The sequence below is a fragment of the Myxococcus sp. MISCRS1 genome, assembly GCF_026626605.1.
GTDB lineage: Bacteria > Myxococcota > Myxococcia > Myxococcales > Myxococcaceae > Myxococcus > Myxococcus fulvus.
Map to the genome: position 1 here is coordinate 5,645,970 of NZ_JAPNKB010000001.1, position 13,457 is coordinate 5,659,426.

Below are 13,457 nucleotides of genomic sequence, written 5' to 3' on the forward strand. Positions count from 1 at the left end.
CTTACATTCCAGCCCGATGCCCCTCGTCTTCCTGCCCGACGTCGAGTCGCTGTTCCTCTGGGGAACCGAGCCGCTCCCTCGCGTGCTCTCCGACCTGCGCGGCTCGGGCGACGCATCCTCCACCCTCCTCGTCACGCCCGACGGACCGCGCGAGTGTGCGGGACACACGTTGCCGCTCGCCGCCACCGTCAAGCGACTCGCCGTGGTGCCCGCCTCCGAGGTCGACACGTTCCCCGGCTCCCTCGCGCTCTGGACGCTCGCCAGCAAGCTCGCGCTGGAGCTCATCGCGCGGGAGCGAGTGGCGCCCACCCTCCTGCGCAGGAATGAGCGCATCGAGGCGCGCTGGGCCGCGGCCCTCTCCGCCGCAGAGGACTCCGGCCGCGTCGTCGCCCTTGCCCGGAGCATGCCCGCCGCCGCCCACGCCGTCCCCGTGGACGCCGGTCCCACTCCCTCCGTCTGGGCCCCCGAGGCCCTGCTGCGCGCCTTCCTCGACGCCACCGTGGATGCCTTCGTTCGCGCCGCGCGCGGCGGTGGGCCCTCGCTGCCTCCTCGCGCCACCTCGCGTCGCCCGGCCTCATGGGACGAGCGCTGGCGCGCGGCGCTCTCCGGGCCTCGCCGCGACTTCGCCCCCGAGGGCTTCGCCGAGCGCTCCGTCGTCGACGAGCTGACGCGCTGGAGCGAGCCCGCGCTCGGCGCGAGGGACCGGCTGCGCGCCTGCTTCCGGCTCGAGCCTCCGACGGCGGACCGCGAGCCCTTCGTGCTGAGCTTCCACCTCCAGGCCCCGGATGACCCGAGCCTGCTCGTGTCCGCCGTCGACGTCTGGAAGACCCGCGGACGCCACCTGGAGAAGCTCGGCCGCGCCTTCCGTGACCCGCAGGAGTCGCTGCTCGAGGCGCTCGGCCGCGCCTCCCGGCTCTTCGCCCCCATCGGGCTCGTGCTCGAGAGCCCTCGCCCCCAGGCCCTCCTGCTCGAACCCGACACCGCGTGGACGTTCCTCTCCGAGGGCGCGCGGTTGCTCGCCGACGCGGGCTTCGGCGTCATCGTCCCCGGTGAGCTCACCTCCTCGGGTCGACGCCGCCTGCGGCTGCGCATGCGCGTGGGCGCGAGCGTCCAGGCCGCCGGCGTCGTCGAGGGCACCTCGGGCCTGGGGCTCGACTCGCTCCTACGCGTCGACTGGGATGCGGTCCTGGGCGACACGCCGCTCTCCGCACGCGAGCTCGCGCTGCTCGCCCAGCGCAAGGCCCCGCTCGTGCGCTTCCGCGGCGCGTGGGTCGCGGTGGATCCCCACGAGCTCGACGCCATCCATCGCCACCTCGCCGAGGGCCCCGGCCACCTGTCCGCGAGCGAGGCCGTGCGCGTGGCCCTGCTCGGAGAGACGCGACACGGACAGCTCCCCGTCACGGTCCTCGCCACCGGCGCGCTCGAGGAGCGCCTGGGCCGGCTGCGCTCGGGCGGCACCACCGCCCAGCCCGCCCCTGATGCCCTGCGCGCCACGCTGCGGCCGTATCAAGCGCGGGGACTGCACTGGCTGGACACCCTGGCGTCGCTCGGCCTCGGCGCGTGCCTGGCCGACGACATGGGCCTGGGCAAGACGGTGCAGGTGCTGGCCTTCCTGCTCCGGAGGCTCGAGCGTGCTCCGCGCGAGGTGCGCCCCACGCTGCTGGTGGCGCCCACCTCCGTGGTGGGCAACTGGGAGCGCGAGGTCGCCCGCTTCGCCCCCTCGCTGCGCCTGACGCCCCACTACGGCGCCGAGCGCGCTCGCGCGGTGAAGGACCTCCCGCGCGGCCCGGGCTCGCTCGTGCTCACCTCCTACGGCCTGCTGCGCCGCGACGCCGAGTTGCTCGCGCGCGTGGACTGGGCCACTGTGGTGCTCGACGAGGCGCAGAACATCAAGAACGCCGCCTCGGCCACGGCGCGCGCGGCCCGGGCGCTCTCCGCCAGCGAGCGCTTCGCCCTCACGGGGACTCCGGTGGAGAACCGCCTCGCGGAGCTGTGGTCCATCCTCGAGTTCGCCAACCCTGGCCTGCTCGGGCCGCTGGAGACCTTCCGGCGCGAGCTGGCGCTGCCCATCGAGCGCTATGGCAGCCAGGAGGCCGCGCAGCGCCTGCGCCGCATCACCGGCCCCTTCGTCCTGCGCCGTCTCAAGAGCGACCCGAACATCATCGCGGACCTGCCCGCGAAGAACGAGATGAAGGTCGTCTGCACGCTCACGCGCGAGCAGGCCTCGCTCTACAAGGCCGTGGTGGACGAGGAGCTGCGCCGCATCGAGGACGCCGACGGCATCGAGCGCCGGGGCCGCGTGCTCGCGCTGCTGCTGTTCACCAAGCAGATAGCCAACCACCCCGCGCAGTACCTCGGCGAGTCGGGGCCCTTGCGGGGGCGCTCGGGGAAGCTGGCGCGCGTGACGGAGATGCTCGAGGAGGCCCTGTCCGCGGGGGACAAGGCGCTCGTCTTCACCCAGTTCCGGGAGATGGGGGACCGGCTGGTGGCGCACCTGTCGGAGCAGCTGGGGCAGGAGGTGCTGTTCCTGCACGGCGGCACGTCGCGCAAGGCGCGCGATGCGCTGGTGCGCCGCTTCCAGGAAGAGCCCCACGGCCCGCGCGTCTTCGTGCTGTCCGTCAAGGCCGGGGGCACGGGCCTCAACCTGACGGCGGCGAGCCATGTCTTCCATTACGACCGCTGGTGGAACCCCGCCGTCGAGGACCAGGCCACGGACCGCGCGTACCGCATCGGCCAGAAGCGCGCGGTGCAGGTCCACAAGCTGGTGTGCGCGGGCACCGTCGAGGAGAAGATAGACACGCTGCTCGAGCAGAAGCGGAGGCTCGCCGAGCGCGTCGTGGGCACGGGTGAGCACTGGGTGACCGAGCTGGACACGGCGGCGCTGCGCGAGCTGTTCTCGCTGTCCTCGGGCGCCGTCGCGGATGAGGCGGAGGAGCACGAAGTACCCGGGCCGAGCGCACCTCGACGACGCGCGCCGCGCCGGAAGGGAGTGGCGTCATGAGCCGTTGGGACGACTGGGGTTGGACGTCCGCGCCGAAGCGGCCGCCTCCCGAGCACGGCATCAAGATGAAGAAGGCCGGCGTCACGTGGTGGGGCCAGCGCTGGTTGGAGGCGCTCGAGCGTGTGCTGGCGGGGGACTCGAAGCGACTGGCCCGAGGGCGCACGTACGCGCGGGCCGGGCGGACGCATGACCTGGTCATCCGCGGGGGCGAGGTCACCGCGAAGGTGACGGGCTCGCGGCCCCGGCCCTATGTCATCTCGCTGAGGCTGGGACAGCTCGACGAGGACGTGTGGACGAAGGCCATCGCCGGGATGGGCGGCAAGGCGCAGTACAGCGCGGAGCTGCTGGCGGGGTCGATGCCCCAGGACATCGACGTGGTGTTCCGCGCGGCGGGCGTGAGCCTGTTTCCGCAGCGGCGCGAGGACCTGGTGACGAACTGCTCCTGCCCGGACTGGGGAGACCCGTGCAAGCACGTGGCCGCCACGCACTACGTGCTCGGCGAGGCGCTGGACCGCGACCCGTTCCTCCTGTTCGAACTTCGCGGCAGGACGAAGGAGCAGGTGTTGGGCGCCCTGCGGGCCACGCGCGGGAGCGGGAAGGCGGGCGCGCGGCGTCCGGCTTCGCCTTCGACGAAGCAGCGGGGGAAGTCGGAGGCGCCGGGCGTCGTCCCCGAGGTGCCGGGGGTGAGGTTGGGGAAGCTGACCTCGGCGGACTATGACCAGCCGCGCGCGCCGCTGCCCGCGCTGAGTTTCTCGTTCGACGCGCCGGAACTGGAGGGGGCGGTGCTGCGGCAGTTGGGGACGCCGTCATCCTGGGGCGGGCAGGAGGGGCCCGGGGAGGTGCTGGCGCCGCAGGTCCGCGCGGCGGCGGAGGTCGCGCGGCGCATCGCGCTCCAGGAGGGAGGCGAGGACGCGGCGCCGAAGCCACGCGCGAAGGGGGCGGCGCGGGCCTCGAAGCGGCGAGGGCGCTGAGCGGGGCCGGCGAAAAAAGCGAGGGGGCGCGAGGGGACGACGTGGCGTTGGCGTCTTCCTGGGTGGAGCTGCGTGATGACCCCTGCTTTCCGAGCATCGGACGTGCCTGGGCTGCCTTTCGAGAGGTATGGCCCGTGGCGTCGCGCCGGCGTTCCATGCGTGGGTGGGTGCCATCACCTGAGTACCCCTTCGTCCAGGGTGGCGGACGAGGACTTCCCCGCAGGCCGGTCCCGTCGTGGCGGGGCCATCGAGGATGAACATGTCAGTGATTGACCTCGTCTACCCCGCGCGAGGCGGTGGGGTTCCGTTGGACCATGGGTATGCGTTGTTCTCGGCGCTGTCCCACCGGCTGCCGGGGCTGCACGAGCGCAAGGACGTCGGCATCTTCAACCTGCGGGGGACGCGGGCGAGCGGGAAGAGCCTGCTGGTGGGGCATGGGACGCTGCGGGTGCGCTGCCCGACGGAGGCGTTGCCGGTGTGGATGCCCTTGGGCGGCTCGGCGATTGAAGTGGGCGGGGGTGAGGTGACGCTGGGGGCACCCCGGGTGTTTGCGCTGGAGGCGCCGGTGTCCCTGTCCTCGCGGCTGGTGACGTTCAAGAACGCGGTGGATGACGCGAGCTTCCGGAGCGCGGTGCAGCGGACCCTGACGACGCTGGAGTGCGAGGCCACCGTGCACGTGGGGCGGCGGCGCGTGGTGCGCATCGCGGGGAAGAAGGTGATTGGGTATGGGCTGACGCTGAGCAACCTGTCCGCGTGCGCGTCCGTGACCTTGCAGGAGCAGGGGATGGGCGGGCGGCGGCACATGGGGTGCGGGCTGTTCCTGCCCACGCGTCTGCGTGTCGGCGTGGGGAGCTGGCAGCGCGGACCGCGGGAGCTGGCGAGCCCGGCGTAGGCTACGGCAGACTGGCCCCTGCGCTGAAAGGAGTGGGTCGGTGAAGAAGGGCTATCGACTGGATTCTGTCGCTCGCGGATTCGCGGAAGTCTTCTTGCAAGCCCCATCCTCGAACCGACGTGCGGCCTTGGTGGCGGCTTGTGAGATGGGGTTGCGTCACTCCAGGGTGATGGACCCTCTCGCCAGCCGTGCGCTGGAGACCATCCGGAGTGGTGGTTCAGCGACGCCCACCCTGCGACGGGAGCTGGCGGAACGTGCCGCGCGGCTTGATGAGGCGTATCTCTCCCGGTGCGACGAGGACGGGAGCGCGGAGGCCGAGGCCCTGGAGATGTTTTCGAAGGCTCGTGCCTTTGCCTCCTTGGCCTATGCGCTGGGCGAGGGAGAAGACTGGCTCGAGGCACTGTATGAGGCGGTTTCGACCGTGGACGAGCAGGGGCGAATGGTCGAGCGACTCAGCGCGCTGTTGAAGGCTTGATGTCTTCGCCACGGCTGCGCTCGGAAGTCATAGGGGCCGGGTCGCGTCGCGCAGGGTGCGCAGCGCCGCGTCCGGGTGGGAGAAGGCGAGGATGATGAGTTGGTCCAGCGCGGCTTCGCCCAGTGCCGCCAGTCGCTCCTGTGAATCCGGGGGCAACGTCAGCTCCCGGACGCGCGCAAAGTTGATGAGCGTCCGAGCTCGGTCCCGGGCGCGCTCCAGCGCGCGCTGTTCATCCCAGAAAGGCGAGTCCATCATGATGTTCCTCAACGATGAAGTGAGCTGCTCACTTCCGAAGCGGCGTGACGTCAGGGTACCCAGGACGACGAGCAAGTCCATCTGCTCCCGTGGAGAAAGGTCGGTGGCCTGTCGGATGCGTGTCTCCGCCCAGGTCGCTCGCTCGGGCCCTGCTCGGGCATCGAGGACGGAGAGTGGCAACAGCGGCGTGGCGGCTTGGAGGGCCGGCTGCGAGAAGTCCACCTCCCACAACCGGACCACCAGGAAATCCAAGGTGAGTCGCGGCTGTCCTTGGCAGCGGATGACGTAGGGTGGGCGGATACCTTCGGCCTCGGGGACCACGAGGATGACCACGGGCAACACCGGGAGGTTCTCGCGCAGGTGCACGCGCACGGTGTAGTCCAGGAGCCGCCGTGCGAAGTCCGGGTCTGCTTGTGCCTGGAGCTCGAGCTCCACTGCGAAGCGCTCCGAGTCCGACTCCACGACGAGCACCGCGTCCGCGCGTCGCTCGGATTGGGGGAGGCTGCTGTCCGCGGCGCGGACGAAGCGTGGTGCCTCATCGCCGAAGAGCAGGAACAGCAACTGCGCTGGATGGCGCTGGACGAGCCCCCGGAGCACCAGGTCGAAGATGGGTTTCATGTTGAACCTGAGAGGTAACATCCAGGTCTGACATCTTTCAGGTAGGGTTGGACGCACAGGAGAAAAGCGCACGAGGCCGCGAGGGGGGCGCGCGGCGTTGGCGTCTTCCTCGGTGGACATGTGCACCGACGCTCCAGCCCACGCTTCATCCACCACCTCCGGGAGCGCTCAGCCGTCCGCGGCCGCCCGAAGCCCCTCTGCGAGTCGTGAGCCCTTTCCCGTGGGCGAGGTCGCCCCATGTCTTCACCCCCATCACCGTCCTGCCCTGGCGGGTCGAGGAGGAGCCGAGGTGTGCCCTGATTCTTTGAACCTGCCCGTGCCATCCAAGGACCCGCACCCCAGGCGCGGACTGCCCACGGGCCCTCGGCGAGAGACCTTCACCGTGGACCTGAAGACCGTCACGCCCATCCTCGGGGGCGCGCCTGTCCCGCGTCAGCTCTCCGAGGTGGACCCCATTCGCGTGCCCACGCTGCGCGGACACCTGCGCTTCTGGTGGCGCGCGCTGTATGGCCATGCCTACGGCGAGCATCAGCGGCTCGAACTGGCCCGGCGTGAGCGCGCGCTGTGGGGCGGGATGACGCTGGGCGAAGAGAAGCCCTGTCGCTCGCAGGTGGACCTGTGCGTGCGCGCCGTCACCGTCTCCGCGCAGGACCCGGATGACATCTCGTTGGGCGAGGAGCAGTCCTATGCGCTCTGGCCCGCTCGTGCTCCGAAGAATGGTGAGGCCGCGCCTCGGTGGAAGCCGGGGCTGCGCTTCACGCTGGAGGTCAGCGCTCCGGAGGGCGCGCTGTCCGACGAGGTCCGTCACGCCTTGCGCGCGTGGGTGCTCTTCGGTGGGTATGGCTCACGGCCCCGTCGTGGCTGCGGCACGGTGACGTTCGCCACGGAGGAGCAGTGTCGGCAATGGCTGCCGAAGAACGCCACCCGCGCCGAGCTGCGCCGGCTCTTCGGCGATGTGCCCCTCTTCCAGCCCGAGCTCGCGGGGGCTCCGCGCGACCTGCCCCTGCTGCGCGGCGCGAGGCTCCTTCGGGGGCCTCGGGACGAGTCCACGGTCGATGGCAGCAAGGCCTGGCTGGAGGCGCTGGGCTGGCTGCGCGCGTTCCGCCAGGGCACCGCGGGTATCCAGGGCGCGCGTGCTCGCAACCCGAGCCCCACGGGAGACAACCGCGCGGGCCGCTCCAACTGGCCGGAGGCGGACAAGATTCGTCACCACGCGCGCACCTATCCCGAGGAGCACGCGCCGCGCCCGGCGTACTCGAGGACTCCGGCGTGGCCACGCGCGGGCTTCGGGCTGCCCATCGTCGTCCACTTCCAGCAGGGGAAGCGGGACTCCAAAGACAACCACGTCCCCGCCGAGCCCAAGCACATGCAGCTCCAGTGGGCTCGAGACCGGGAGCGAGAGCCGAAGGACCGCCTGGCCTCGCCGCTCATCGTCAAGGCGATGCCGCTGGCCAACGGCCGCTTCGAGCCCATCGCGCTGTGGCTCGAGCGCGGCTACCCCGAGGGCGGCAAGGTCCTCCTGGTGCAGTCCAACCGTCCCCTCGACGCGACACGCGCGGACTTCGACGTGCTGCGCGCGAAGGACGACCAACCGCTCTTCACGCCCCTGCGCGAGGCGACGTCGCTGCGCGAGGCGTTCTTCAACTGGCTGCGTGACACGAAGAAGGCTCGGGAGGCGTAAGCCGATGACGACTCAATCCCATGTGCTCGTGCTCAAGGTCGGTCCGGTGCAGGGCTTCATCGCCCAGGCCCGACGCACGCGCGACCTGTGGTTCGGCAGCTATCTGCTCTCCTCCTTGAGCCGCGCCATGGCGTGCACGCTCCGGGACGCGGGCGCCGAGCTCATCTTCCCGCATCCGGAGCAGCTCGACGCGGTGGCGCCGAAGCCCTCGGGGCGAGTCACGAAGACCGACCAGGCCCTGGCCGACGCCGAGGCCGTGAAGGGCTTCCCCAACAAGGTCCTCGCGGTGGTGAAGGGTGACGCGGCAGAGGTGGCCCGCGCGGCGCGTAAGGTGGCTCGGGCCACGCTGCGCGAACAGTGGGAGCGCGTGCGGGAGCGCGGCGGGCCACTGCTCGCGGACGGCGCGGACGCGTGGGCGGACGAGCAGCTCGACACCTTCCTGGAGTTCCACGCGGCCTGGGCGCCGATGGAGGACGGTGATTACCTGACGGCCCTCGAGGAGGCCGAGGCCGCGCTGGAGGCTCGCCGGGGGCTGCGCGAGTTCAGGGCCTGGACCCAGGCGCCCCCGGCGGGCACGCACAAGTCGAGCCTCGACGGTGGACGCGCGTCGGTGCTGAAGTGCGAGCGCCCGCGGAGTGGCGAGTGGAAGCGGCTGCGCATCGGTGAGCGCGAGGAGTTGGATGCGCTGGGGCTGCTCAAGCGCGCGGGTGGCGAGCCGGACCAGTTCGTGCCGGTGCCGAGCATCGGGTTGGCGGCGTGGCTGGAGACGGCGAGCAAGAAGCACGGCTCGAAGCTCTCCGCGCTGCGTGGTGCGTGCGCGGACCATCGCGGGTTCACGTCGGTGTACCGGACGGACCTGGCTTGGGTGAATGCGTTCCCGTTCGACGGCCAGCTCCTGCTGTCCGAGCGCTGGCGTCCGTACTTCGCGGAGTGGAGTGAGGACCCCAAGGCGGCGAAGCTGGAGGCCGAGCGGTTCGCGGATGAGCACATCCGCCCGCTGCTCGCGGCGATGCCCGTGGCGCCGTACCCCTACGTGGCCTGCCTCGTCGCCGACGGGGACCGGATGGGGGAGCTGCTCCGTCGACTGGCGGAGCACGGGGGCATTGAGGCGCACCGACGTGTCTCCCACGCGCTCGCGAGCTTCACGGCGGAGGCGCGAGACATCGTCCAGTCGCGCTACCGCGGGATGCTCGTCTACGCGGGGGGCGATGACGTCCTGGCCTTCGTGTGTCCGGCGGACGCGCTCCAGTGTGCCCGGGCGCTGGCGGCCGCCTTCTCGAAGCACCTGGCCCCTGTCAGCGGAGCGTCCGTGCCCACGCTGTCGGTGGGGTTGGGCATCGGCCACGTGATGGAGAGCCTGGGGCAGCTGTTGGCTCTGGGGCGCCGAGCGGAGAAGGCCGCGAAGGACGCGGGGCGCGACGCGCTCGCGGTCCTCGTGGCGAAGCATGCGGGGCGCGAGCGGCTGTGGACCGCGAGCTGGACACCGAAGGGCGCCGCCGTGGAGCCGCTGACCCGGCTGTCCCAGGACATGGCGCTGCTGGGGGGAGACCGGCTGCCCCTGGGCAAGGTGCACGAGGTGGAGACGATGGTTCGCCGCTTCCCCGCGGAGACGTCGTCGGAGGAACAGGCGGCAGTGCTGGTGGCCGAGGTGTCGCGAATCCTGGCGCGCGCCGAGGGGCGGGCTCGCGACTCCGAGGACCGTGAGCGGGAGGACAAGGCCCTGTCCCTGACGGACGTGGGGCTGGCTGCGCTCGCGGAGGAGCCGCCGGAGTGTGTCGAGACGGTCCACGCGGAGCTGCTCGCGTGGGTGGACCGGATGTTGGTGGCGGGGACGCTCGAGCGTTCGCGTCGCGGACTGGAGCTCAGAGAGGGAGGTGGCGCATGAGTGAGGAGTGCTTCGCGTTGCTGCCGCGCGACGGGCTGTCCGTGAAGGATGGCCGCGGCTGGTACACGAGTGAAGTGGGGCGCGGGTACTCGCATCCGTGGCCGCTGCCGACGACGGTGCGAGGCGCGCTGCGCGCCGCGTGGGGACAGGACCTCATGTCGAACCGGCCGGGCGTCCGGCTGACGCCGGAGGCGTGGGAGCAGCGCTCCGCGAGCCTCGCGCTGACGGGGTTCGTCGCCTTGCGACGCGACCTGGGGGAGACGTCCTTCACCCCGAGCCACCGGATGTGGCCCGCGCCCGCGGACGCGGTGGTGGTGGCGGGCAAGGACGGCGAGCCCGCGCGGATCGAGCGACTGCGTCCCTGGTGGCCCGACTCGGAGGGCGTCATCACCTCGCTCGGCCCCGACGAGGACCGGGCGCGCGAGGCGCTGTGGCATCCCCGACCGGACCACGAGGGGCGGATGGGCAAGCCCTCGGGCGATGCGCCGGCGTTCTGGTCCGAGGCGGACATGGTCGCGTGGCTTCTGCGCAAGGACCTCGCGGCTCCGGCGACTCCGGGCCCCGGTCATCGCACGGACCTGCACGTAGCCATCGCGCCCGACAAGCAGACCGCGGAGGACACGATGCTGCACTCACGCCAGGTCGTGGAGCTGCTGCGCCTGGAGAGGCGCGAGGGCGCGGCGCCGGTCGCGGTGGAGTGGGGGCTGGGCGTGCGCTGCAGGCAGCCCGAGGGCGAGGCGGTGACGGGCTTCCCCTCGGGCGTGCTGGGGCTGGGAGGCCGCAGGCGGTTGACGGAGGTGGAGCGCTCGACGGCGGACCTGTTCGCCTGCCCCGAGGACTTCCAGCCCGAGCCCTCGATGGGCTTGAAGCTGGTGCTGGCGACGCCCGCGAGCTTCGAGCGCGGGTGGCTGCCGGATGGCTTCGCGTGCGCGGAAGGTGGCGAGCCCGAGTACGTGGGCACGTTGCCTGGCGTGGAGGGGCGGGTGGTGTTGCGCGCGGCGCTGGTGCCTCGAGCGCAGGACGTGTCCGCGTGGGACATGGTGAAGCGCCAGCCCCGGGCGACGCGGCGGTGGGTGCCGGCGGGGTCTGTCTATTTCTTCGAGAAGGTCGGTGGTGGCCAGTTCACCACCGAGGAGCTGCGCGCGTTGTGGCTGGCCTCGTGGGGCGGCGGCCGCGACGAGGCGCTCGGGCAGGTGTTGCCCGGCGTCTGGGAACTGCCCCCGGAGTGTGGAGCGTGAGCATGGAAAGCCGAGCCTATCTGCTGCAAGCCCTGTCCCCCCTGCACGTCGGCACGGGGCAGAGCGTGGGAGTCATCGACCTGCCGCTGATGCGGATGCGCTCCACGGGCATCCCCATCATCCCCGGCTCGTCGCTCAAGGGCGTGCTGCGTGACGCGAGCGCGAGCGACACCGTCCGGACCGACGCGGTCTTCGGCCCCCGGCGCGCGAAGAACGGGCCCGAGGGGGACGAGCCCAGCGAGTACGCGGGGGCGCTGGTGGTGGGCGACGCGCGGCTGCTCGCGCTGCCGGTGCGCAGCTTCGTGGGGACGTTCGCGCTGGTGACGTCGCCGTTGCTGCTGACGCTGGCTCGTCGGGACTGGGGTGGACGACAGGGAGGCGGCGAGGCGCCTCCGCCGGTCCCCTCGCTGAAGAAGCACCGCGCGCGGGTGGCTTCGTTGAAGTCCTGTGTCTGTCTTCACGAGCAGGCGGGCGGGGCGCGTGTCTACCTCGAGGACCTGGACCTGGAGGTGGACGCCGAGGACGACGCGGTGCTCGGGGCGTGGGCGGAGGCGCTCCAGCGCGCGCTGCCCGGTGATGAGCGGGAGCTGCTCGCGCGGCGCCTGGTGCTCGTGGATGACGAGACCATGAGTTTCCTGTGGGAGACGGCGATGCAGGTGGACACCCGCGTGAGCATCGACCCGGACACGGGCACGGCCGCGAAGGGGCAGCTCTGGACGGAGGAGAGCCTGCCGGCGGAGACGCTGCTGATGGGGGTGATGGCGGCGTCCCCGTCCTGGAGTCCGAAGCAGGCGATGGCGGCGAGCGCGGTGCTCGACGCGGCGCTCGGCGGGCAGGGGACGATGCTCCAGTTGGGCGGCAAGGCGACGGTGGGGCGTGGGTGGTGTCGGCTGTTGTCGTGGACGGCGGGCGACGCGGAGGCCCGGCGATGAGCGGCGTGACGCGAGAGCAGCAGCGGGCGACGGATGCGTATGCCCGGGTGTCGGCGGTCCCCTCGGACCTCCGGCCCGACTACAAGCCGCGCGTGCATGGCCTGGGGGCGTCGGTGCTGCGGGATGGTCTGGCCGCGGCGCTCACGTTCCTGGAGCGGGAGCGGGACCCGAAGGAGCCGAACGCCGCGATGTTGCTGCTCGAGGACCTGGCGAAGGTGCTCGGCAAGGCGCGGCTGCCGGGGTTGTCCTCGGCGCTGACGGGGGAGACGCTGCCGGGCGCCGTGCGGAAGCTGGGGCTGGAGGAGTACATGCTGGCCACGCGCGAGACGCTGCGGCTGGTGGTGTGGTTCCGTCGCGCGGTCCAGGCCACGTTCAAGGAGGCTCCTCGTGCGTGAGGTCCTGGCCACACTCCCCCGTTTCGAGGCGACGGGCCCAAGTCACGCGGGGCTGGCCCACGAGCGCTACGCGCCCCAGAAGGACGACGAGAAGGAAGAGAGCGGCTCGCCATGGCGGAGGTGGTTGGGCTGGATGGACGGGGCGCGGGAGCCGGAGCACTACGGGGTGGCGTACCGCCGGTGGCGCGGCTCGCTGACGCAGTGGCACACGGCCTCGGTGGAGATGCGAGCGACGGGGCGGCTCCTGGCGGGGCACGGGAATGCCTCGCCGACGGGGGTGGGGCTGACGCTGCATCACACCTGGGGCGTGCCGGTGATTCCGGGCTCCTCGCTCAAGGGCGTGCTCGCGGCCTACCTGCGCGCGAGCTTCGAGCCCGACGAGGTGGCGGAGGCGAGTCGTCGGCTGTTCGGGGTGCCTGGGGATGAACGGCTCGGCCAGGAGGCGAGCGTGGGGCAGGTCCTCTTCCACGACGCGCCGTGGGTGGCGAGTCGCGGAAAGGAGGGGGTGGCGCCACGGATGCTGGCCCGCGATGTGCTCACGGTGCACCAGCGGGGCTGGTACGGAAATGCGGAGTCGTGGCCCAACGACTACGAGTCGCCGAACCCGGTGGCGTTCCTGTCGGTGCGTCCTGGGGGACGTTTCCTCGTGGCGCTGAGCGTGGCCCCGGGGGCGGATGAGGAGACGCTCCGCTTGTTGCGCTGGGCCGCGGACCGGTTGTGCGAGGCGCTGCGTGACTTTGGCGTGGGGGGCAAGACGGCCGCGGGATACGGGCGGCTGGTGCCCGAGGGGAGCGTGGTCGTCGCTGCGCCGCGGGCGGTGTCTCGGCCGTCACCGGAGCGCGACGCGTTCAAGGCGTGGGGGGAGGCACAGCGGGCGGCGAAGACGGAGCAGCGCAAGGTGCTCGAGGACTTCGATGCGCAGTGGCGACCGAAGTTGATGTCCCTGTCGCGCGAGGCGCGGATGGAGTGCGCCCAAACGCTTCGCGTGTTGGTGAGGAGCCCCAAGATCCAGGAGCGTCGGGAGGAATTGCTCCGGCTCCTGGTGGACGGCGCCTGAGGAAAGCCGTCAGAGGCACGAATGGGACGTGACGCCCCTCAATGGGCTGGATGCGGC

11 protein-coding genes are annotated in these 13,457 nt (G+C 71.8%); 10 read left to right on the top strand and 1 reads right to left on the bottom strand.

Translation table 11 applies throughout. The annotated features are described in order from the left end of the window. The first annotated feature begins 16 nt into the window (after positions 1-16). The 4 genes from OWM54_RS22360 (at position 17) to OWM54_RS22375 (ending at position 5,339) form a co-directional block, all read left to right on the top strand. Positions 17-3,001, top strand: coding sequence for a DEAD/DEAH box helicase (locus tag OWM54_RS22360; RefSeq protein WP_267698780.1), 2,985 nt, complete (start codon positions 17-19; stop codon positions 2,999-3,001). Then, entirely contained in the window at positions 2,998-3,972 is a 975-nt protein-coding gene (locus OWM54_RS22365; protein ID WP_267698781.1) for an SWIM zinc finger family protein, read from the top strand. Before OWM54_RS22360 ends, OWM54_RS22365 begins: the two co-directional genes overlap by 4 nt. A gap of 259 nt (positions 3,973-4,231) precedes the next feature. Continuing rightward, positions 4,232-4,864: a type I-MYXAN CRISPR-associated protein Cas6/Cmx6 gene (cas6, locus tag OWM54_RS22370; protein WP_267698782.1), complete on the top strand. Its 633-nt coding sequence runs from the start codon at positions 4,232-4,234 to the stop codon at positions 4,862-4,864. A 40-nt stretch (positions 4,865-4,904) separates the two neighbouring features. Continuing rightward, positions 4,905-5,339: a hypothetical protein gene (locus OWM54_RS22375; protein ID WP_267698783.1), complete on the top strand. Its 435-nt coding sequence runs from the start codon at positions 4,905-4,907 to the stop codon at positions 5,337-5,339. Positions 5,340-5,366: 27 nt separating this feature from the next. Here the strand turns inward: OWM54_RS22375 and OWM54_RS22380 are convergent, their stop codons facing one another. Further along, the gene (locus OWM54_RS22380; RefSeq protein ID WP_141330481.1) at positions 5,367-6,212 is read right to left on the bottom strand and encodes a hypothetical protein; all 846 of its coding nucleotides are present in this window, start codon (positions 6,210-6,212) and stop codon (positions 5,367-5,369) included. A 289-nt stretch (positions 6,213-6,501) separates the two neighbouring features. Here OWM54_RS22380 and OWM54_RS22385 point away from each other — a divergent pair, with 289 nt between their 5' ends. Genes OWM54_RS22385 through cmr6 form a run of 6 tightly spaced genes read left to right on the top strand, consistent with a single transcriptional unit; the run spans position 6,502 to position 13,400 of the window. Then, positions 6,502-7,893 carry an RAMP superfamily CRISPR-associated protein gene (locus OWM54_RS22385; RefSeq protein WP_267698784.1) on the top strand — a complete coding sequence of 464 codons (1,392 nt, stop codon included), beginning with the start codon at positions 6,502-6,504 and terminating at the stop codon, positions 7,891-7,893. A 4-nt stretch (positions 7,894-7,897) separates the two neighbouring features. Further along, on the top strand, positions 7,898-9,778 hold the full coding sequence (cas10, locus tag OWM54_RS22390; RefSeq protein WP_267698786.1) for a type III-B CRISPR-associated protein Cas10/Cmr2: 1,881 nt from the start codon (positions 7,898-7,900) through the stop codon (positions 9,776-9,778). After that, positions 9,775-11,016 carry a type III-B CRISPR module-associated Cmr3 family protein gene (locus OWM54_RS22395; protein WP_267698788.1) on the top strand — a complete coding sequence of 414 codons (1,242 nt, stop codon included), beginning with the start codon at positions 9,775-9,777 and terminating at the stop codon, positions 11,014-11,016. Before cas10 ends, OWM54_RS22395 begins: the two co-directional genes overlap by 4 nt. A 2-nt stretch (positions 11,017-11,018) precedes the next feature. Further along, positions 11,019-11,948 carry a type III-B CRISPR module RAMP protein Cmr4 gene (gene cmr4, locus OWM54_RS22400; protein ID WP_267698789.1) on the top strand — a complete coding sequence of 310 codons (930 nt, stop codon included), beginning with the start codon at positions 11,019-11,021 and terminating at the stop codon, positions 11,946-11,948. Further along, on the top strand, positions 11,945-12,343 hold the full coding sequence (locus OWM54_RS22405) for a type III-B CRISPR module-associated protein Cmr5 (RefSeq protein WP_223785826.1): 399 nt from the start codon (positions 11,945-11,947) through the stop codon (positions 12,341-12,343). Before cmr4 ends, OWM54_RS22405 begins: the two co-directional genes overlap by 4 nt. Beyond that, complete coding sequence (cmr6, locus tag OWM54_RS22410) at positions 12,336-13,400, top strand: type III-B CRISPR module RAMP protein Cmr6 (protein ID WP_267698790.1); 1,065 nt, start codon at positions 12,336-12,338, stop codon at positions 13,398-13,400. The genes OWM54_RS22405 and cmr6 overlap by 8 nt, the downstream gene beginning before the upstream one ends. Positions 13,401-13,457 lie beyond the last annotated feature (57 nt).